This window comes from Micromonospora sp. NPDC050397 (assembly GCF_044901685.1).
Taxonomy (GTDB): domain Bacteria; phylum Actinomycetota; class Actinomycetes; order Mycobacteriales; family Micromonosporaceae; genus Micromonospora_G.
Window position 1 is genome coordinate 1 of record NZ_JBJDPS010000012.1, and the last position, 21,105, is coordinate 21,105.

18 protein-coding genes are annotated in these 21,105 nt (G+C 68.2%); 6 read left to right on the top strand and 12 right to left on the bottom strand.

What is annotated here, in order from left to right:
• Positions 1-5,919, top strand: a 5,919-nt coding sequence (locus ACI2K4_RS28220) for an amino acid adenylation domain-containing protein (protein WP_404515699.1), incomplete at its 5' end; no start/stop codon positions are given.
• Positions 5,920-5,992: 73 nt separating this feature from the next.
• Here the strand turns inward: ACI2K4_RS28220 and ACI2K4_RS28225 are convergent.
• Positions 5,993-7,249: an MFS transporter gene (locus ACI2K4_RS28225; RefSeq protein ID WP_404515701.1), complete on the bottom strand. Its 1,257-nt coding sequence runs from the start codon at positions 7,247-7,249 to the stop codon at positions 5,993-5,995.
• 45 nt (positions 7,250-7,294) lie between these two features.
• The gene (locus tag ACI2K4_RS28230; protein WP_404515703.1) at positions 7,295-7,507 is read right to left on the bottom strand and encodes an MbtH family protein; all 213 of its coding nucleotides are present in this window, start codon (positions 7,505-7,507) and stop codon (positions 7,295-7,297) included.
• A 288-nt stretch (positions 7,508-7,795) separates the two neighbouring features.
• On the opposite strand from ACI2K4_RS28230, the gene ACI2K4_RS28235 reads away from it, so the two are divergent.
• Positions 7,796-8,566, top strand: coding sequence for a thioesterase II family protein (locus ACI2K4_RS28235; protein WP_404515705.1), 771 nt, complete (start codon positions 7,796-7,798; stop codon positions 8,564-8,566).
• 96 nt (positions 8,567-8,662) lie between these two features.
• Entirely contained in the window at positions 8,663-8,779 is a 117-nt protein-coding gene (locus ACI2K4_RS28240) for a hypothetical protein (protein WP_404515892.1), read from the top strand.
• Positions 8,780-8,865: 86 nt separating this feature from the next.
• Here ACI2K4_RS28240 and ACI2K4_RS28245 read toward each other — a convergent pair whose 3' ends face one another.
• The 3 genes from ACI2K4_RS28245 to ACI2K4_RS28255 all read right to left on the bottom strand — a co-directional run bounded on the left by ACI2K4_RS28245 (position 8,866) and on the right by ACI2K4_RS28255 (position 11,007).
• The gene (locus ACI2K4_RS28245) at positions 8,866-9,189 is read right to left on the bottom strand and encodes a hypothetical protein (RefSeq protein ID WP_404515707.1); all 324 of its coding nucleotides are present in this window, start codon (positions 9,187-9,189) and stop codon (positions 8,866-8,868) included.
• A 160-nt stretch (positions 9,190-9,349) separates the two neighbouring features.
• Complete coding sequence (locus tag ACI2K4_RS28250; RefSeq protein WP_404515709.1) at positions 9,350-10,054, bottom strand: hypothetical protein; 705 nt, start codon at positions 10,052-10,054, stop codon at positions 9,350-9,352.
• A 341-nt stretch (positions 10,055-10,395) separates the two neighbouring features.
• A complete protein-coding gene (locus tag ACI2K4_RS28255) occupies positions 10,396-11,007 on the bottom strand; it encodes a TetR/AcrR family transcriptional regulator (protein ID WP_404515711.1) in 612 nt (203 codons plus the stop codon).
• Between the two features lie 91 nt (positions 11,008-11,098).
• On the opposite strand from ACI2K4_RS28255, the gene ACI2K4_RS28260 reads away from it, so the two are divergent.
• A complete protein-coding gene (locus ACI2K4_RS28260) occupies positions 11,099-12,148 on the top strand; it encodes an aldo/keto reductase (RefSeq protein WP_404515713.1) in 1,050 nt (349 codons plus the stop codon).
• 79 nt (positions 12,149-12,227) lie between these two features.
• Positions 12,228-12,764, top strand: a complete 537-nt coding sequence (locus ACI2K4_RS28265; protein WP_404515715.1) for a hypothetical protein — start codon at positions 12,228-12,230, stop codon at positions 12,762-12,764.
• Positions 12,765-12,861: 97 nt separating this feature from the next.
• On the opposite strand, the gene ACI2K4_RS28270 is transcribed toward ACI2K4_RS28265, so the two are convergent.
• The 5 genes from ACI2K4_RS28270 to ACI2K4_RS28290 form a co-directional block, all read right to left on the bottom strand.
• Positions 12,862-14,196 (bottom strand): DUF6745 domain-containing protein, encoded by a 1,335-nt coding sequence (locus ACI2K4_RS28270; protein WP_404515717.1) that lies wholly within the window; start codon positions 14,194-14,196, stop codon positions 12,862-12,864.
• Position 14,197: 1 nt separating this feature from the next.
• Positions 14,198-14,536, bottom strand: a complete 339-nt coding sequence (locus ACI2K4_RS28275) for a hypothetical protein (protein ID WP_404515719.1) — start codon at positions 14,534-14,536, stop codon at positions 14,198-14,200.
• A 228-nt stretch (positions 14,537-14,764) separates the two neighbouring features.
• Positions 14,765-15,223: a hypothetical protein gene (locus tag ACI2K4_RS28280; RefSeq protein WP_404515721.1), complete on the bottom strand. Its 459-nt coding sequence runs from the start codon at positions 15,221-15,223 to the stop codon at positions 14,765-14,767.
• Positions 15,224-15,427: 204 nt separating this feature from the next.
• Positions 15,428-15,865: a hypothetical protein gene (locus ACI2K4_RS28285; protein ID WP_404515723.1), complete on the bottom strand. Its 438-nt coding sequence runs from the start codon at positions 15,863-15,865 to the stop codon at positions 15,428-15,430.
• Positions 15,866-16,378: 513 nt separating this feature from the next.
• A complete protein-coding gene (locus tag ACI2K4_RS28290; protein ID WP_404515725.1) occupies positions 16,379-17,584 on the bottom strand; it encodes an MFS transporter in 1,206 nt (401 codons plus the stop codon).
• Positions 17,585-17,880: 296 nt separating this feature from the next.
• Between ACI2K4_RS28290 and ACI2K4_RS28295 the strand changes: the two genes are divergently transcribed.
• The gene (locus ACI2K4_RS28295) at positions 17,881-19,128 is read left to right on the top strand and encodes a hypothetical protein (RefSeq protein WP_404515727.1); all 1,248 of its coding nucleotides are present in this window, start codon (positions 17,881-17,883) and stop codon (positions 19,126-19,128) included.
• A gap of 238 nt (positions 19,129-19,366) precedes the next feature.
• Here the strand turns inward: ACI2K4_RS28295 and ACI2K4_RS28300 are convergent, their stop codons facing one another.
• Together ACI2K4_RS28300 and ACI2K4_RS28305 are read right to left on the bottom strand one after the other, a co-directional pair.
• Entirely contained in the window at positions 19,367-20,221 is an 855-nt protein-coding gene (locus ACI2K4_RS28300; RefSeq protein ID WP_404515729.1) for an alpha/beta fold hydrolase, read from the bottom strand.
• Positions 20,222-20,233: 12 nt separating this feature from the next.
• Positions 20,234-21,070 (bottom strand): alpha/beta fold hydrolase, encoded by an 837-nt coding sequence (locus ACI2K4_RS28305; RefSeq protein ID WP_404515730.1) that lies wholly within the window; start codon positions 21,068-21,070, stop codon positions 20,234-20,236.
• Positions 21,071-21,105: the final 35 nt, after the last annotated feature.

A 21,105-nucleotide genomic window follows, 5' to 3' on the forward strand; every position in this document is an offset into this window, starting at 1 on the left:
ATCACGTACGCCACCGACCTGTTCGACCACCACACCGCGACCGGGATCGCCGAACGATTCACCCGGGTCCTGCAAACCGTCACCGCACAGCCGTCGGCGCCGGTCAGCCACGTGGAGATACTCGACGCCGCCGAACGCGACCGCATTCTGGGGGAGTGGAACGACACGGCACGCGACGTCCCGGCGGGAACGCTGCCCGATCTGTTTCAGGGGCAGGTGGCTCGTACCCCCGACGCGACCGCCGTCGTGTTCGGCGACGTCGAGGTGTCGTACGCGGATCTGAATGTCCGGGCCAACCAACTTGCCCGTCTGCTGGTCTCGCGCGGTGCCGGGCCGGAGGTCATCGTCGCCCTGGTGCTGCCGCGGTCGGTCGATCTCATCGTCGCCATCCTGGCCACAATTAAGGCGGGAGCCGCCTACCTGCCGATCGATCCGCGTTACCCCGCTGACCGGATCGCCTACATGCTCACCGACGCCCGACCGGCAGTCCTCGTCACCGACGAGGCCGGGCCGGACGAGCTGCCAGGTACCGGCATGATCCGGCTGTCGCGTACGGACTTGGCGGGCTACCCCGACCACGATCTGACCGACACCGAACGCCACAGCCCGTTGCTGGTCGGCCACCCCGCCTACGTCATCTACACCTCCGGCTCCACCGGCCGCCCCAAGGGTGTCATCGTCACCCATCGCGGCGTGCCGAACCTCGCCGCCGACCACATCGAGCGGCTCCGGATCGGACCCGAGAGCAGGCTGCTCCAGTTCGCCTCGCCCAGCTTTGACGCCTCCGTGGCCGACATGTGGCCGGCGTGGCTGGCGGGCGCGGCCGTGGTGCTGGCTTCCGAGGACCAGATGTCGCCCGGTGCGCCCTTGGCGCGGTTTGTTGCCGAGCAGCGCGTCACCCACGCGACCCTGCCGCCCGCGACGCTGCCGCTGCTCGCCGCCGCAGGTGGTCTGCCGCAGGAGATGACCCTGGTGGTCGCTGGTGACGTGTGCCCGCCGGAGACCGCCGAGTGGTGGTCTCGCGGACGGCTCATGCTGAACATCTACGGGCCGACGGAGGCGACGGTCGCCTCGCTGGCCAGCACCCCCCTGTCCGGGGCCGGCGTTCCGCCCATCGGGGCACCGCTGTGGAACATGCGTGCCTACGTGCTGGACTCGGCTCTACGACCGGTGCCGCCCGGCGTCGCCGGCGAGCTTCACCTGGCCGGCGTCCAACTGGCCCGGGGATATCTCGACCGGCCCGCGCTGACCGCGGAGCGGTTCGTCGCCAACCCATACGGCGGGCCGGGTGAGCGGATGTACCGCACCGGTGACCTGGCCCGGTGGACCACCGAGGGGCAGCTCGAATATCTGGGCCGTGCGGATCACCAGGTCAAACTTCGCGGCTTCCGGATCGAACCGGGTGAGGTCGAGGCGGCGCTCGCCTCGCACCCGGCGATCGCCCAGGCCGCCGTCATCGTCCGCGAGGACCAACCCGGCGACAAACGCCTGGTCGGCTACGTCGTCCCCCACAGCGACCTCGAGAGCACCGATCTCCGCACCCACGTTGCCGGTCTGCTGCCCGACTACATGGTGCCCTCGGCCGTGGTGGTCCTCGACGCACTGCCCCTCACGGCCAACCGCAAGCTCGACCGCAAGGCGTTGCCCGCCCCCGAGTACGGTGCCGGTGTCACCGGCCGGGCGCCGGCGAACGCGCGGGAGGAGATCCTCTGCGCGGTCTTCGCCGACGTGCTCGGCCTGCCGTCGGTCGGGGTCGACGACAACTTCTTCGAACTCGGCGGGCACTCCCTGCTCGCGGTGACGCTCGTGGAACGGGCGCGGGAGCTGGGCGTCGCCGTGGACGTCCGTTCGCTGTTCGTCAGCCCGACGGTGGCGCAACTGGCCGCGGCCGTCGAACAGACGGCCGGCCGGGTGGCTGTCCCGCCGAACGGCATCCCGGCCGGCGCCACGGAGATCACGCCGGAGATGGTGACCCTCGCCGACCTCACCGGCGAGGAGATCGATCGGGTCGTCACCGCAGTGCCGGGAGGGGCGGCCAACATCGCCGACATCTACCCGCTGGCCCCGCTGCAGGAGGGGATCCTCTTCCACTCCCTGATGGAGGGCGGACACGGCCGGGACCCCTATGTGCTGCCGATCGTGCTGGGCTTCGACTCACGGGCGCGGTTTGAGGCGTTCCTCGCCGCGGTGCAGCGGGTCGTGGACCGACATGACATCCTGCGGACCTCGTTCGTCTGGGAAGGGCTGCGCCAACCGGTCCAGGTGGTGGCGCGCCGGGCCACACTAACCGTACGGGAGGTGGACCTCCCTGCGGAGACGGCGGACCAGCTCCTCGCGGCCTGCCCGCCGCACATGGACCTCACCCGGGGCCCGCTGCTGCACGCCTACGTGGCCCGGCAACCGGGCGGCGACCGCTGGACGGCGGTCCTCCAGGTTCATCACCTGATCCAGGACCACACCGCGTTGGACGTGGTCCTGGGTGAGGTAGCCGCCATCCTCGACGGGCGGCAGCACACCTTGCCCGAGCCGCTGCCGTTCCGGGAGTTCGTCGGGCAGGCCAGGTTGGGAGTGTCCGCCCAGGAACACGAGGCGTTCTTCGCGGACCTGCTGGGGGACGTGGGTGAGCCGACGGCGCCGTACGGTCTGTTGGATGTGCACGGCGACGGTCGCGGCGTGTCCGAGGTGCGGATGCGCCTCGACGCGGAGGTGGGGTGGCGGCTGAGGGAGCAGGCGCGGCTGCTGGGTGTCAGCTCGGCGACGTTGTTCCATGTCGCCTGGGCGCGCGTCGTGTCGGTCACCTCTGGTCGGGATGACGTGGTGTTCGGCACCGTGCTGTTCGGTCGGATGAACGCCGGAACCGGCGCGGACCGGGTGCCGGGACTGTTCATGAACACCCTTCCCGTACGGGTGAACACGACTGCCGGGGGCGTGTTGGAGGCGGTGCGGGGGATGCAGCGGCAGCTCGCGGAGCTGCTGGTGCACGAGCACGCCCCGTTGGCGGTGGCGCAGCAGGTCAGCGGGGTCTCCGCTCGGGCACCGCTGTTCACCACGCTGCTCAACTACCGCCACAGCGAGGTTGCCGCGACCGGCGCCGGGCTGGACGGTGTCGATCTGGTGCAGGCGCACGAGCGCACCAACTATCCGGTCACCGTCAGCATCGACGACACCGGTGAGGGCTTTGTTGTCAAGGTCCAGACGGTCTCCGCGATCGATCCGCGCGCCCTTGCCTCGATGGTGGCCACTGCGGCCGACGCCGTGGTGTCCGCGCTCGAGACGGCGCCGTCGACCGCACTCGGTCGGGTCGAGGTGCTCGAAGCCGTCTCGCGGGATCGGCTGCTGATTGACTGGAACGGCGCCGTACGTGATGTGGCTGCGGTGACGCTTTCGGAGTTGTTCGAATCGCGGGTGGCTCGGACCCCGGATGTGGACGCGGTGGTGTTCGAGGGCCTGCGGCTCACCTACGCTCAGCTCAACACTCGGGCTAACCGGCTCGCGCGGCTGTTGGTCGGGCGTGGTGTGGGCCCGGAGCGGCGGGTGGCGGTCATGATGGACCGGTCACTGGAGCTTGTCACCACGCTGCTCGCGGTGGTGAAGGCCGGTGCGGCGTATGTGCCGATCGATCCGGAGTACCCGGCCGACCGGGTGGCTTACGTCTTGCAGGACTCTCAGCCCCTGCTGGTGGTGACCACCCGTGGACTCGAGGGCCTGCTGCCTCAACAGGTGGCACGGGTGGTGCTGGACGACGACACCATCCTGGCCGAACTCGACGGGCTGGCGGAGGGGAACCTTGAGCCCCGCGCGGCGTTGCTGCCGAGTCACCCCGCGTACGTGATCTACACGTCCGGCTCGACCGGTCGGCCCAAGGGTGTGATTGTTCCGCATGTCGGGGTGGTGAACCGGCTTGCCTGGATGCAGCACGCCTACCAGCTCACCCCGGACGACCGGGTTGTGCAGAAGACACCGTACGGATTCGATGTGTCGGTCTGGGAGTTCTTCTGGCCCCTTGTGCAGGGTGCGACTTTGGTGGTGGCTCGTCCGGGTGGACATCGTGACCCGGAGTATCTGGCGGAGTTGTTCCAACGTGAGCGGGTGAGTGTCGCTCATTTTGTTCCGTCGATGTTGCGGGTTTTTGTGTCGGTGGCTTCGGGGTGGGTGTTGCCGTCGTTGCGGGCTGTGGTGGCCAGTGGTGAGGCTTTGTCGGCTGAGTTGAGGGATGGGTTCGCCGGGGCGTTCGGTGTTCCGTTGCACAATCTGTACGGGCCGACTGAGGCGTCCATCGACGTTACCGCCCACGCCTGTGAACCGGGTTCCGGGACTGTCGTGCCGATCGGTCGTCCGGTCTGGAACACGCAGGTGTTCGTGTTGGACGCTGCGTTGCGGCTGGTGCCTGCGGGTGTGGCCGGAGAGTTGTATCTGGCCGGTGTGCAGTTGGCTCGGGGTTATTTGGACCGGCCGGGGCTGACCGCTGGGCGGTTTGTCGCGAATCCGTATGGCGGGCCGGGGGAGCGGATGTACCGTACGGGTGATCTGGTTCGGTGGGATGCGGACGGGGAGTTGGAGTATCTGGGTCGTACCGATGACCAGGTCAAGATTCGTGGTTTTCGGATCGAACTCGGTGAGGTCGAGGCTGCTCTGCTCGCTCACCCGGCCGTCGGTCAGGCTGCTGTCATCGTCCGCGAGGACCAGCCCGGTGACCCACGCCTCACCGCCTACGTCGTGCCGGCAGGCCGTCTGGACGTCGCGGAGGTCCGTGCCGGCCTGTCGGCCCTGCTGCCTGAGTACATGGTGCCGTCGGCGATCGTCGAGATGGTGGACGGGTTACCGCTGACGGTGAACGGCAAGCTCGACCGCGCGGCGTTGCCGGCCCCGGGTCACTCCACCACACCCGCGAAGAGGCAGCCGGGAAGCACTCACGAACATCTGCTGTGCGGGGTGTTCGCCGACGTTCTGGGCATTCCGGTGGTCGGGGTGGACGACAACTTCTTCGAGCTCGGCGGGCACTCGCTCCTCGCCGTACGGCTGGTGGGTGAGATAAGCAAGGTCACCGGCACACAACTGTCACTCGGGAGCGTCTTCCAGAACCCGACCGTGGCGGGGCTGGCCTCGCTGCTCGGCACCGGCTCCGAGGAGGACCTCTTCGAGCCGGTGGTCGCGCTGCGCGGACACGGAGACCGGCCGCCGTTGTTCTGCCTGCCCCCAGCCAGCGGTCTCGGCCTGTCCTACATCGGCCTGGTGCGGCACCTGGACGCGAACCAGCCCGTGTACGGACTACAGGCCCCCGGCGTCACCCGTCCGCAGACGGTCCCGCCCGACCTCGGTGAGCTGGTCACCTGGTACGTCGACCACATCACGAGCGTCCAGCCGAGCGGTCCCTACCACCTCCTCGGCTGGTCCATGGGGGGCAACCTGGGGCACGCCGTCGCGGTACGGCTCCAGGAGGCCGGGCAGGAGGTGGCTCTGCTGGCCATGATGGACACCTATCCGCCGGACACCGACGCCCCGTATGAGGAGGCCGACGACAACACCGTCATGGTGCAGCTCCTGCGTGCCCTCGGGCACCCGGTGGACGTCGCGGAAAATGCGCTCGACGTGCCCGGCACGTTGCAGATCATCCGGAGGGACTTCCCGGCTCTGCGGGAGCTGACCGAGGACCACATCCGTGGGGTGATCCAGAACACCCGCGACAACTGGCGGATGGTCCGGCACACCACGCCGGGACACTTCACCGGCGACATCCTCCACTTCCCCGCAACCGGGACCGGGTTCTCGGAAGACGAGATCCTCCAGCGGTGGGCGCCCTACTTCACCGGGCGCCTGCACATCCATCCTGTCGCCGCCGCCCATGGCGACATGACTCAGTCCGAGCCGCTGCGTCAGGTGGGCACGGTACTGGCCGCAGCCTTGGCGGAGCGTCCGTAGTGACGACCCGGCGCACGCGCGAGATCGCGCGTGCGCCGGGTCCTTGTCACACCGATCAGGAAAGGCCGCCTGCTCAGGACGGGAGTGCCGGCACCGCGGCCGCCTCGTCGACCGTGGCGTCAACGCGGGAACCGAAAAGGAAGGCGCCGGCCAGGCACAGCAGGATCGCCCCGGCGAGGAAGGAGAACCGGGGGCCGATGCCGTAGTAGACCAACCCGGTCAGCAGGACGCCCACCGCGCCCGCACTCATGTTGACCATCTGGAAGGTCATCGTTACCCGGCCCAGCAGAGCGGCCGGGACCCGCGTCTGGCGAAGCGAAGCCGCGGTGACGTTCCACACCAGGCTCACCGTTCCGTACGCGGCGACGAAGAACACCGCTGTCGTGGCCGACCCGGCCAGGCCGATGCCGGCGCCGATGACCCCCATGACCAGCGAGCCGAACAACAGCACGCGAACCGGACCGAACCGGGTCTCCAGGTAGGACGCGAGCGGCACTCCGGCGATCCCACCGACCGCGAACGCCGTCACCAACAGGGCGTAGCCGGAACTTCCCAGGTCCAGCGTCTGCCGCGCGTACAGCACCAGGACGGACATCAGGCCGGACACCACGAGATTGACCAAGGCGGAGGTAGCGCACACGCGGCGCAGCAACGTGTGCCGCCACAACCAGCGCAGACCGTCCAGGGCGTCCTGGAGCAGTGACCGCCCCGCAGGTGCAGTGTCACCGGACGCCGCCAGAGGGCTGGCCGGCATCAGCAGAATCAGCCCGGCGGAACAAATGAACGTGAACGCGTCCAGGCTGAGTGGGAAGGCCGGTGCGATCTCGAAGAGGACGGCTCCCAGCGGGGCGCCCACCAGGCTTCCGGCGACCAACCAACTGGCCTGCAGGCGCGCGTTCGCCTTGCTCAGTGATTCGGGCGCCACCAACGACGGCACAAGGCCCGACCAGGAGCCGCTGTAGAGCGTATGGCCGCAACCCAGCAGGAAGGCGACCCCGGCCAGCACGGGGACCGACAGGGCGTGGAACACCGCGAGGACCGCGACACCCACCATGATCGCCGCGCGCGCCAGGTCGACGAACCAGAGGACGCCGCGACGATCGAGCCTGTCCGCGAGGACTCCCGACATCAGGCTGACCAGGAACCAGGGAAGCTGCCCGGCGAGAGCGACCAGGGCGACCTGTCGTGCGTCGTCGGTGAGGTCGGCGGTGAGCAGAGGAAGCGCGACCTGCCGCATGCCGTCACCCAGACTGGAGACGGTTACCGCAGCCCAGACGCCATAGAACTGCCGTGGAAATTGCCGGCGATTGTTTCCCCGCAGGAAGCGCATAGAGATTTCCGTACGTCGGGAAACCTGCCGATTCCCGACGACGAATCAGTTGCCGTCCATGGCTTCGGCGAGGCTCTTCGGCCGCATGTCGGTCCACGTCTGCTCGATGTAGTCCAGGCAGTCCTGCCGCGAAGCCTCGCCGAACACGAGCTGCCAGCCGTCGGGGACCTCGACGAAGACGGGCCATAGTGAGTGCTGCCGCTCCGCGTTGACCAACACGAGGTATCGGGCGTCCTGGTCGTCGAACGGGTTCGTCATGATCGCTTCCTTGTTTCCGTTGTCCGAGCGCGGTTTCCGCCGACGAGAGCATCAGGCAAGGCTCGGCGGTTTGCTCATTTTTCCAACACAAGCAACACTCGGGTGAGCGCAAGATTATCGACAAATTGACGCCGTCCCAACCCTTGCCGCTCGGCTTGGCTCGAACCGTCCCGACCGGACAGAGTGGCGGACGGGCGATGACCCGCGCCGTCGTCGACAAGAGAGAAGAGTAGAAAAGTGATGCACCGTACGGCCAGTGGGACGTCACTTCACCCCTGGTTCCGACAGGTGCGGACCTGCCGCGCCCCACGCCTGCGACTGATCTGCTTCCCGCACGCGGGAGGGTCGGCCGGCTTCTTCCGTTCCTGGGCCGCGCTCGTTCCCGACGATGTCGAACTGCTGGCCGTTCGATACCCGGGGCGCGAGGACCGCTTCGCCGAATCGCCGGCTCGACACATGGCGGACCTCGCCGAGCCGATAGCCCAGGCAAGCATGAAGCTCGACGACACTCCGCTGGCGCTCTTCGGCCACAGCATGGGCGCCACCGTGGCGTTCGAAGTGACGGCACGTCTGGCGGATGCTCCCACCGCGGTCGGACCGGCGGCACTGTTCGTCTCGGGCCGACCCGGGCCGGGAAAAACACGCTCCCGGCATCTCGCCGACGCTACCGACGACAGGTTGGTCGAAGACCTGCTGGCCATGGGCGGGACCAGCGCGGAGGTGCTCGCCAACCCGGAACTTCGGGAACTCTTCCTGCCGGTGATCCGGGCCGATTACCGCCTCCTCGACGCGTATCGGTCGCCGGTCCCGCCGCCGGCTCTGGCCGTACCAGTCGTCGCCTACTACGGCGCCGAGGACGGGCACGTCGACGAGGACGGGGTGAACGCGTGGTCCGCGGTGACCCGGTCGGGCTTCGCCGCTCGTTCCTTCCCCGGCGGCCACTTCTACCTCGAACAGCACGCGGCCGCCCTGGTCACCGACCTGTTCACCCACCTCGACACGAACACATCCACCCCGGGATCAGCTATGCCGGCACCGAAAACGCCTCGCCGCCCTTGAGCGGGAGAGTCGTGAGCTGCGCCGGCGGGGCTGCCGCTGTCGGCTTGACGGTGTCCGCCGCACGGTTGAGCCGCGCGCTGCGATACGGGCTCGGAACTGTTCGACGCGGGCGCGGTCGGGCACCTGGACTCCAAGACCGGGTTCGGCGTGTGGCCCGACGGCCAGCGCCTGGTTCGATCATTGACCCAGCCTGTACAGCCTCAGCACCGCTGACGCCACTGCCGCCCGACGGCTGACACACTCCGACGGCGGCAGATCAGTGCACCTGACCGTGGTGACGTGTCCCGAGCTGCGGCACCTCATTTGGCTGGCCCAGGGTGCGGATCTGGCATGTCGGGCGGTTCCTGGGAACGACCGATGGCGTCGAGTAGGTCGTCCCAGAGGTTCTCTGCAGCCTCGCGAACCTCTGGGTTGAGGTTGCGGTGTACAACCCACTTCGCGTCACTCAAGCCCATGCCAGTCGCGTCGGCAACGGCCTTGATTGCCGAGATAGGGGAATCGGTGCGCCTGAGCAGCTCCTTGGCCACCTGATCCTCGTCCGCGCCGGAGGTCAATATCGCCCGTGCCATCTCCGTCATGACATGGATCCGCGTCGCTCTCTCCGCTCTGTCGGTCTCAGCCACTGAGGGAGCGTATCGCCAGACCATAGCGGGCCTCTATTGCCAAGCCAGGTACAAACACTGTTCTCGGCACGACCGGATGTCCTCACACCTAGATGCGCGGTCACTGACGGCTACTGCGGGTGATGGAACCCTGGCGCTTGCATGCCCGGTCGGCGGCAGATCAGTGCGGCGGGCGAATACGGCCATTCGACGATCGCCAGTGCCCGAGCGCGGAATCGGTGAACCGTCGACGCGCGGATGGCACCAGCACGAACGCGCCCGCGACCACCGTACCGACCGCCAGCAGGCTCACCTGTTCGTAGGGCCAACCATCGGCGAAGATAACGTCGTTGGCGCCGGGCACAGGGTCGTAGACGACCTGAATCCGGTCACCGGCGGCCAGCTGTGGATCGCCCCTACCGGTCTCGAGCACGCCCAACCGAGCGCCATCCCGCAGCGCGACAGCGACCGTGACGAAGCTACCGTCGACCTTCGTCACGACAGCCTCCGCCGTCACGCCATACTGGTCGAACCGCCACGCACTGTAGAAACTGACCGCGGTCCCCACCAGCAGCCAAAGGAAGAGCAGCCAGAGGAACGCCCAACCGGCCCTCAGCAACGCCATGTCCCATTTCCATCGCGTCCTGTCGTTCGCACGACGACCGCGATGCCGGCCTCTGAGCAGCCAGTGCCAGGCGTACGCAGCGCCAATCGTCATGAGTACACCAAACAGCGCAACGCACGCCCCGAGGCCGATGGCTGCCTCCGGGACCGCGAGCGCGGCCACGAGCACGGTCGTCCAGCACGCCACCGCGGCGGTGGTCATGAACACCACGTAGACGTAGGGGTGCTTGCCCCACCACCCGAGGTCCGACCTTCGAGCCATGATGCCATGGTGCTGGACCCGTCAACACGGCGATCGCAGGCCGCGGTAAGGGCATCGCCGCGCACGAGGCCGGCCCACAGCACAAGATCCAATTGGAGGACGCACCATCGGGCCTCGACGGCTGACCCTTGCGCCGCGACGTTTTGTTGGACAACGATGATTCAAAGGGCTGCGCAGGGAAATGGGGGCCGCCGTGAATGATCGCCGAATTTTCGGCGCACTCTCATCGGCAAGACCGGAAGTCCTCGCACCTCGAGGTATCACCGCTGACGCTCACTGAGGGTGACGAAACTTTTGCGCCCTCGCTCACGATCGGCGGCAGATGTGGATGGGCTGTGTCGTCAGTTGGGACCGCTGGCGGACGTGTAGACGCCGGCGTGGGCGGCTGCCGCTGCCGCTTCGGCAGCCCGGTCTGCCGTGGCCTCGTCGATGGGGTCTCCGCTGACGAGCAGGCGGTAGTAGAGCGGTGCCGAGACGGCGCGGATGACCTCGGCCGCGTCCGTGCCCGGAGGAAGCTCCGCCCGCCGTACGGCCTGCTCCACGCAGGGTGCCCACTCGGCGATGCGGACGGCGTAGAAGTTGTGCAGGGCCTCGGCGGCACGTGAGTCGCAGGTCGCGGCGACGATGACTGCCCGGAACAGCGCACCCTGACGTGGGTCGACCAGGGTGCGCTGCACGAGCCGGGCATTGGCGCGCAGGTCCTCGGTCAGCGACCCGGTGTCGGATCGCGGCAGCGACTGCTCCGCCATGTCCGTCAGCAGGTCGGCGACGAGGCCGGCGGCCGTACCCCAGCGGCGGTAGACCGTTGTCTTGCCCACCTCGGCGCGGCGGGCCACGTCGGCGAGGTCGAGACGGTCGAAGCCGTGCTCTACCAGTGCGTCACCGGCAGCTCGGAGCACGGCGGCGCGGACCCGGGCGGTCCGCCCTCCGGGTCGGATCGCACCGACGGCCATAACGGGTCTCCAGTTCCCTTAACTGCGGATGGCTGCTATCGTATCCGACGCCTTAATGAAACTGTAGTACCTTTAAGGAAGGGTTGTCATCGTGGAGTATCGACGACTTGGGGCATCCGGGCTCACCGTGCCCGCCCTCAGCTTCGGCGCCGGCACCTTCGGCGGCTCCGGACCACTGTTCGGAGCCTGGGGCAACACGGATGCAGTCGAGGCAAGACGCCTCGTGGGCATCTGCCTGGAAGCCGGGATCAACATGTTCGACACTGCGGACGTGTACTCCGACGGCGCGTCCGAGACGGTACTGGGACGGGCAATCAAAGGCCGACGCGACGCAGTCCTGATCTCGACCAAGAGTGGCCTGCCGACCGGCGACGGACCGCACGACGCGGGAACCTCACGCGCCCGGCTCATCCGATCGGTCGAAGCGGCGCTGCGCCGACTCGGCACCGACTACATCGACCTGTTCCAGCTACATGCCTTCGACGCCGCCACACCCGTCGAAGAGGTCGTCGCGACACTGGACGACCTGGTACGGGACGGAAAAATCCGCTATCTCGGCGTCTCCAACTTCGCCGGCTGGCAGCTAATGAAGTCCCTCGCCGCCGCCGACCGGGACCACCGCCCCCGGTACGTGGCACACCAGGTCTACTACTCGCTCGTTGGCCGAGACTACGAGTGGGAACTGCTGCCGCTGGGCCTCGATCAAGGCGTCGGAGCCGTAGTGTGGAGCCCACTCGGTTGGGGACGACTCACCGGCAAGATCCGCCGCGATACACCGCTACCGCCCACGAGCCGGCTGCACGCGACCGCCGCCTTCGGCCCGCCGGTCGACGACGAGCACCTGTTCGGCGTCGTGGACGTCCTCGAAGAACTGTCCCGCGAGACCGGCCGAGCAGTGCCGCAGATCGCGGTCAACTGGCTACTGCGACGCCCCACGGTAGCCACCGTCATCGTGGGCGCCCGCGACGAGGCACAACTGCGGCAGAACATCGGCGCTGTCGGCTGGTCACTCACACCCGAACAGGCAGCCCGACTCGACACTGCCAGCACCCGAACCGCGCCCTACCCGTATTTTCCTTACCAGCGGCAGGAAGGCTTCGCCAGGCTCAACCCTTCGCCGGTCGCGAACACCGCACCATGAGCGCGGGACTCACCTGGTGTCGCTGACTGTCAGCGCCGCCGCTCCGATAATTCTGCTGCCCTTCGGTTAGCATCCCGCCGTGTCTCTCACTGACGCTGCCGTCGCGGCGGACCTCGCCCCGGCTGGACTCGTGTTCCTGGTCCGTGTGCGCGAAGACGTCACCCTGCCGCTGCCGCCATCGCCGCCTCACTACTCTCCGGCAAGTTGCGGGCCGGAGCACGGGAGGTTCGACTCCCATCCGGAAGAGGTGGTCGACGTTCACGATCCGGAGATGCCAGCGAAGGTCAACACCGGTTGGTGGCGGATGACCACGGAATACGGCCTGATCGACCACCGGCGAGAATTCCTTCTCGCCGTCAACTACAGCGACCCCGACGAGGTCGAACCCGAGGGAGCCTGGGTGAGGGTCCGCCTATCCGATGAATGGGACCTGGCGGGGAGTGGTTCGACCGCGCTGAGAAGCGGTTTCGCGGGACTTTTCACCGACCGGTTCGTACCTGAATTCTCCATGCTCTCGCTGGACAACCGGGCAATGCTCAACACGACGGTGTGGGGAGACGGAACCATCAGCACCATCGTCATTCGTCCGGATCGGCTCGCCGAACAGGCCAACTGATTGAGGGTCCGTCGTTGTCGCCGCCGGGCTGGGTGCTGTCGACACGATGCCGAGACAGCCTTCATGATCAGGCCGGCACCCCAATCCAAGGCCAGGATTACGTCATCGCGTCCGGGTCGTACATGTCGGGTGGCAGGCCGAAGGTCCAGATCGCGTCGCGGGGAACGGTCTGGTCGGGCGGCACCCGCAGCACGTACCGCTTCGAGGAGCCGTCCGGCTTCGGCCCCGAGTACGTCACGTCGACCAGCGTGATGTCCTCGTCGGCGTGCGGGTCCGGGATCCGCCAGAGCGTGCCGTAGTCGTCGGCGGCGATCCTTCGCGCGCTGCGGGCGTCGAGGAGAATCTCGTACCCCAGCCGCTCGGCTACCACGCGACGAATCTCGGCATCGGGCTCGGCGAGCCACTCCTCGGCGGTCCACGTACCCTCGATAACACTGCGGGGGACGAGGACGCCGCGCCAGGCGAAGAGCCGCCAGCCGTCGCGCCACACCAGCGCCGGTCCGTCGGCGCAGTGCGGGCGGGGCCGGTGCGGAACTGGCCAGTCCACCATCAACCGCACGGGCCGCTCGACCATCGTGCAATGCCGCGCTGACGGCCACCAGGTCCAGCAGGACGAGGCGGCGGCGACGAGCGGGTCCAGGACTGCGGCGAGCCGGTGCGGGTAGCGGACGAGCCCCGCCCGCCGGCACGCGTCGAACTCACCGGCCATCTCGGCCGCACGCTGCCCGTGCCCGTTCAGCATGTCGTACACGGCCTGCGTCGCGAACGGCCCGCCGCCTCGGAAGGGTTCGAAACCCGCCGCGCAGGCGCGCGAGATCACCGCGTTGACGGGGTCGGTGTCCAGCAACGGGAACCCGTGCGGGAACCAGCGGCGGGTGTAGGTGTAGCCCGCCAGCGGGGCGGGGACCGGTTTCACCAACTGGCGTGGGTGAACCCACGACACGCCGAAGACCCGCGCGACCGCGGCCCGCATCCGCAGCCCACCCAGGCCCCGCGTGCCGGGAACACCGTGCAGGCGCTGGCTGACCTCGTCGGTTGTCTCCACCCGCCGCGCGCCTCTTGCGAGGTACCGCGGTAGCTTCCAGAACGGCGGTGGGGCGTTCAGGAGGGCGCCGAGCGATGCGACGACGGAGTCGCCGATCTCCGTCGGTAACCTCGCCCACCATTCCTCGGAGTGGAGTTCGTCAAGAAGGCGCTCACGGTCGCCGGACCAACGCCATTGCGCCCAGTAGCTCACCAGCAGACCACTCAGCGGCGATGAGGTCCAGACGAACACCGGCGGTGGCAGGCCGTGGAGGCGGTACAACTCACCGACCGCCGACTCAGCTACCGCCCGATCCGCCGGCTCGGTGGAGAGCAGGCCGGACCGCCGCCTCGCCACCGCCTCCTCCCGCCACGGGGCCGGCGGTTGCCGCTCTCGCCGCAGCGCCACCTCAGCCCGCCACAACCCGTGGCCGGGCGGCCGGTTGGTACTTCCGCTGGTGGATCACCTGGCACCTGCCGGTGGGCAGCACGATCCGGTCGTGCTCCCCGTGCTCCCCATGCTCCCCGTCCACCAACCGGGCTGGCGTGCCGAGGACGTGTAGGAACCGCTCGCCGAGATCCTCCAGCAACCCGGCGTGCGGCTCCAGGATCGCGAGCCGGTGCCCGGTCGCCTCGCCGAGCGCCGGCACGACCGTGCCGTCCTCACGCGCCACCAGCTCCAACCGCTCGGGCAACCGCTCCACCGCGACCACAAGCACATCCCCTTGCCGGAACCGGGAGTCAGCCATGCCACCAGTATGCGGGCCGGTCCTGACCGGCCCCTAGCTTGATCTTGCGCCTGCGCGGCGTGGGTGGGGATTGGCAGACTTCGTCTGGCGGTCTGTGCGGTCAGACGCCGGCTAGGGTGCGTAGTCGTCGAGCAGTTCGGTCGGCGGGCGGTCGTCCTGCTGGACCCGGTCAGGGCGCTCGGGGCGCTCGGAACGCGGCGGATTTGGATGCCCAAGGTGCATCAGCCTTCAACTGGCGACCGGTCTCACAGCAACTGCCGGGACTGTCTCGATGACGTACTCCATTGCCAGCTCCGCTTGCACGTCGACCGTCCCGTCGTCTCCGACGTAGCGGACGACGTAGGTAACCTCGTCCCACCGGGACACACCGTCGCGCGCCTGATGTGGCAGGAGTTCTTGGACAAGGTGGACCTCGTCGCCCGCTCGAATGGCGGTGTCTCCTCCGGCTGCGGACCGTTGCACGTCCGACATGAGCTTGATGAGCCTTGCGATCGGTTTGGCGTCCGGATCGTAATGGACGAGATGGCCTGCGGCTCCGAAGATCAAACGGGCTTCGGCTCTGGTCAAGTCGGCCAACGCCGCGACTGCTCCCGGCGCGAGCGCGTGGCCCTCGGCGACTTCGACCTGCGCCGCCAGCGCTTCGACGAATCGGTCCAAGACCCGCTCCGGCATCTCGTCGTCGATCACGATGTGAGCGTATGGCAACCACGCCCGATGCCCTGCCGGGCGCCCCGGAGCGAACGGGACGACGGCGGCACCAACCTGGTATCCGCGTCTCGGTAGTTCAGGATGCCGCGCGAGCTAACGACCCGTCACCGAGCGTGGCGGCTTCGGATCGCGGGCACGCCCGGTCGGCGGCAGATCCGGACATCCGACCTTGATGCCCGCGGGTCAGCGTTCTGCCTCCTCCACGTACAGCGCGCCGTTGCGCAGGTATGCCGTCCAACTGTGCGACTTGTCGAGCCAGGTCGGGTTCGCGTGCTCAGCGCCCGCCAGCCACGCGCAGGCGCGCTGAAGGCCGCTTTCGGTGGTGAGTGCCGTCCGGGCCTCGGCGCGAACTCCGCTGGGAACGGCGTAGAGCATGAGGACGCAGCGCGGACGTTTGGGCGTTCCCCGTGGCAGGTAGTAGGTGTTGCCGACCGCCGCGTACCGAGTGGCGCGCAGCAACACCGGGTCGACCTGACTACCGCCGCTCAAGTTGAAGTCCAGCGAGAGGAGGTGCACGCCAACCGCGCGAAGCGAGGCCTCCACGATCGACCGCCCGACAGGATAGGACCAGCCGGACCGGAGCGGGCCCCGGTCGTAGCTCTCCCACGGTTCGTCTGGCACCTACGCGACTGTACCGGCATCCACCGCGTCGTCATCTGGCCTGCGGGAGATCACGGGCCGTCCCGGCGCACTGCGGCAGCCGATCCTGGCCGACACCAGCCGTCACGGTCCCGCACCCAGCCGACGGACCGTAACGCGCTGAGCTCGGATGCGCCTCCGTTGCCAGCACAACGGTGTGACTACGAGTAGCACCTGGTGGCACACGTCGGCCCGTACGCCGGCAGATGCTGCCTGTGCATTGTCGGGAGGCGGCTTGACCGCTCCCGGGCAATACCCGCGCCGGCAGCTCAGGTGCCCACCGGATGTGGGAAGTGTGGTGCACCGATCCGGGACAGGGTCACAACGGGGCGAGGACACCGAGCCGCTGGTCGAGACCGGCGTGGCCCCGGCCAAGCCTGCCCGATCGGGAGCAGCGAGGCGCCCGTCACCGGGGCGGTCGACGCAGCCGGGCTGCGTGTCCTGCCGGCGACTCGTGGCGGTTGCCAGGTGAACCGGAGCGGGCGACGTTGATGTTCACCCGAGGCGCCGATAGCGGTTGCCTGGGCGGTGTTTCAGCAGCACCGCTACGGTTGCGACCGCCAGTCCGGCGGTCGCCAGGAAGGCGCCGCTGACCGAGGTCGCGGCCTGGACCGGGCCGAGGAGGAGGGGTGAGGCGAACTGGCCGGCGAAGGTTGCGGTGGCCAGCAGGGCGGTGGCTTGCCCACGGCGGTGAACGGGTGCGTGTTCGGCGGTCAGGACGGTCAGGGCCGGAACCGCGACTCCCATGCCCACGCCGAAGACGGCGGACGCGACCAGCATCAGGATGGGAGTGTCGGACACGGCCAGCGTCGTGAGTGCGAGGCTCCACACGCCGAAGGCGAGGATCACCAGCATTCGCTGACCGAGCTGAGCGGTGAGCCGGGCGTAACAGAGACCAACCATGCTCATGGTGAGGGAGAGCGTCGCGGTGAAGACCGCAACCAGGAAGGTGTTGTCCACACCGGCCTCGGCCAGGCGTAGCGGCAGGAAAACGAGGACGCCGTAGAGCAGCACGGTGGCCATGGCCTGCAGGCCGTAGATTCCCAGCAGCGGGGACCCGCCGGTGATCAGGGTCGACAGTCTCGGTTGCCGCCGATCGGCCGGTGGGTCGGGCGCTCGCCGGATGGTGGGCGGCAGCGCGTACAGCGTGGCCAGGGCAAGCGGTACGCCCAGGAGGTAGACGGCGAACGGGGCGTGCCAGGAGATCGTCCCCAGTGCGCCGCCGGCCAGCGGCCACAGGACGCCGCCGAGGCTGATCGCGGTGGTGCGCCAGCCCATCAACCGGTCACGCGCCACACCGTCGGCGCGTTCGAGTAGACCGAGGGTCGTTGCGGCGAAGACGACCGCCGCGCCGACGCCGAAGGCGAGCCGACTGGCGATCAGCAGGGGATAGGAGGTGGTGATCAGCCCGGCGCCGCCGGCCGTACCGTAGACGAGCAGGCCGGCGGTGAGCGGCCCACGGATCCCCCAGCGGTCGATGGTCCAGCCGACGACAGGGCCGGCGAGAGCCAGAGAGAGGCCGTGGGCAGTGAGGATGAGTCCGGCGGCGGCGACGGTGAGGTCCAGGTCGGTCTGCACCAGCCTGACCACCGGGGTCAGCACGGCTCCGGCCATCACCGTGAGAGTCGAGCCGAGCAACAGAACGGACAGCGTGATCGGGGTACGGGCTTGTCTCGGCTGGTCGTCGGTCGCGGTCCTCACCCGGACAGCATCAGACCTCGACCTTGGATGAGGTCAAGCGGATCGCGTTTGTCATTTGAGAATTCGCCTGGTCCTACCGTTACTGCCTTCTTGGCGTCGGGCCGGTCCGCCTCGGCTGAGTCGGCGGTGGGCGGTCCGCCAGGGTCCGTTCGGCCACCCGGCGCCCGCACCCATCGATTGCGGGACGAGTCGATTTCGGAGAGTGCGCAACGGTGCACCCATGTGCTTCAATGCCGCTACCGAATAGTTGATCGAGGCCTCAATACCTGAGGCTCGCAGGACAACGAGGAGCGTGCATGAGACAACGGATCCCCGCACTGCTGGCGGCAACCGTCCTCGGCCTGGGACTGACCCCGGGACCCGTTCACGCGGCGCCCCCCGCGAGCGTCAGTGCGGGCGGGGGCATCGTCGCCCCGCCGCAGTTCGACTTCGCGACCGCCCGCGCCGCCGCAGACCCGGAGACCCAGGCACGCATCGCCGCCATCGCCGCGCTGCTACCGGAAAACTGGCAGGCCATGCTCGCCGACAAGCGGGAGAGGTTGGGCCTGCAACCGTCCCTCGCGCAGGAGCTGGTCGCGGAGGCGATCGACCCGTCGCTCTACCAGTGCCAGGATACCCAGTTCACCGCGTACACCCAGGGCCTGATCGAAGGCGTCGACCTCAACACCCTGCTGGTCCTGGTTATCTTCGGCGTCCTGGACTACGCGGCCTACGACGCGCTCCTCCACGGCCAGCCCAACAACGAGGCGGACTACGGCCTGCCCGCCAGCCACAAGAGCACATTGAAGCGGACCTTCAAGGACGCGCAGCAGTTCTGGGACGTCAACCTGTTCGACGTCAAGTTCATGGCCATGCAGAACGACATGCTGCAGGAGCCCGCTCGGGTGGCTCGCATGGTCTCCTTCATCTGGGGCATGGACGAGGATCAGGCGGCAGCCGTCGCAGCCGAGATCATCGCCATCATCAACTCCGTCCCCGCGCTCGACGCAGGACGCAACCCGATCTTCACCCTGAACGCCTTCGCCTTCACCGCCGAGGGTGAGACCGACCCGCTGCTGCGTGACATCCCGGACAAGGTCGTCTTCGGCGAGGGCATGCTCACCGCGATCGACGCGCTCGGCCTGGGAACAGCAGGCTCGCGCGCGGTCCTCGCCCACGAGATGGCCCACCACGTCCAATTCGAACAGGGCCTGTTCGACAGCCCGTTGACCGGCGCCGAGGCGACCCGCCGCACCGAACTGATGGCCGACGGCTTCGGCACCTACTTCGTCACCCACCCGCGCGGGCTCAACTTCAACGGCGTCCAGATCCACCAGGCGCAACAAGCCTTCTACGAGGTCGGCGACTGCTCCTTCGACAGCCCCGGCCACCACGGCACCCCGAACCAGCGACTGCGGGCCTCGGTCTGGGGCGCCCAGATCGCCCAGCAGGCCACGGGCAGCCAGCCCGTCCTGCCGTCGATGAATCTCTTCAACCGATTCGAGCGCAAGCTCCCGGCGCTGGTCAAGCCAGACGCGCGCCCGGAACCGGACGGCCGCCGCTGACCCGTCGTAACCCGGTGGGCCGTCCGAATCCGGACGGCCCACCGGGTTACGGGCCAGGCACCCACCAGACCGACGGCGCGACGCCGCAATCGAGTACGTCAACGCCCAAATTCATCGTGTCGTCCGTGTCGTCGGAAGGGCTGGGACGAATCGGGTGGTTGATTGGTCCGCTCGGAGGCGGCCCGGCCGGCTCGCGTTCCGTGGCACCGCGTGAGCGATGCCACGGCCGGTCGTCGTGTCAGTCAGTCGCCTTGGCAGCGGCCTCGATCTGATTGGTGACCGCGCCCGGATCGGTGACCATGGACAGGTGGGGTGCATTGATCTCGATGGTGTGTGCCTTGGCCCTCTTGGACATGGCGATCTGCTGTGCGGCAGGGATGACGGCGTCCTGCTTGCCGACCACCGACCATGAGGGAATGGTGCGCCAGGCCGGTTCGCCGGACTCCTCGGTGAGGGCGTTCGACGCCAGTGGGCGCTGCCGAGCGGCCAGCACCGCCACCTCCTTGGCGGAAATGGTCTTGTCGGCGAACGCCCTGCCGAAGACCGACGGCTTCACGTAGAGATTGGCAGTCCCTGGGGCAGAGGGGATCGCAACCTGGTCGAAGACGGTGGACGCTTCTGCCGCGAACACCGAGCCCGGCACGGCCGAGGTCAGCGAGAACACGGTGTCGTGCTCGTCCGGGAGGTACGCGTCGACGTACACCAGGGCCTTGACCTGCTCGTCGCCCAGAGCGGCGTTCGTGATGACCATGCCGCCGTACGAGTGCCCGACGAGGACGATCGGTCCGGTAATGCTGTCCAGGTACGCGCGGAGACTCTCGGCGTCCTTGGTCACGCTCGACAGGAGATTCGGCGGCGTGACCACCCGGTAGCCGTCGTGCTGGAGCTTGGCCGCCACCTTGTCCCAGCTCGACCCGTCGGCCCACGCGCCGTGCACGAGCACGACGGTTGGTTTGACCGGTGCGGGGCGCGAAGGGAAGTGCGCGACGTGACTCGTCGAGGCCTGCGCGGTGCCGATGCCGGCACCAACCAGGGTGAGGGAACCGATGGCCACGCCTACGTAGATGAGGCGGCGCCGCAAGGAGAGCTTCATGGTGTTTCCTTTTCAGTTCTGAATAAAGTCGAGCAGGGCGGCGTTGACCTGATCGGCATGGGTCCAGGCAATGGCGTGCGGCCCGCCTTCGATGACGAGCAGCCGCATATCTCCGATGAAGGCGGACAGCCGCTGGCCGGTCACCCCGATGGGCAGGACCCGGTCCTGATCGCCCTGCACCACGAGTACCGGCACGTCAATCTTGGACAGGTCTGCACGGAAGTCGGTGAGCCAGGTCGGGATACAGGCCACCGCGGCGAGGGGAGATCCGGCCTCGGCCACGTTCAAACTGGCCTGGAACGCCTCGTCGCTGACCAGTGATCCGCCGTAGACGTCGAGGTTGTAGAAGTTCTCCAGGAACTGCTTGAGCCACGCTTTCCGGTCTGCCCGCGCGGCCTGGATGAATCCATCGAACAACGACTGGGGTGCACCTTCGGGATTGTCGTCAGTGCGCAGGAGGAACGGCGGGATCGGCGACAGCAGCACGGCCTTCGCGACCCGCCCGGTGCCATAGCGACCCAGGTAACGGGCAACGTCACCGGTTCCCATCGAGTGCCCCACGAGGATGGCGTCGCGTACGTCCAGTTCCGTGAGCAGCTCGTTCACATCGCTGGCGAACGTGTCGTAGTCGTACCCACCAGCGGGCTGGCTGGAAGTGCCCCAACCCCGCCGGTCGTACGTGATGACGCGGTAACCGGCCGCGAGCAGTGCGGAGACCTGCTTCTCCCAGGCCCGCCCGCTGAGCGGGTAGCCATGACTGAGGACCACTGGCGTACCGGCGCCGTGATCTTCGTAATAGATTTCGATGATCGGGTCGGCTCCCTCTGAGCCAACGGTGACATGGGGCATGCGCACTCCTTGGGCTTGCGTTCCGTGCTGGGAAC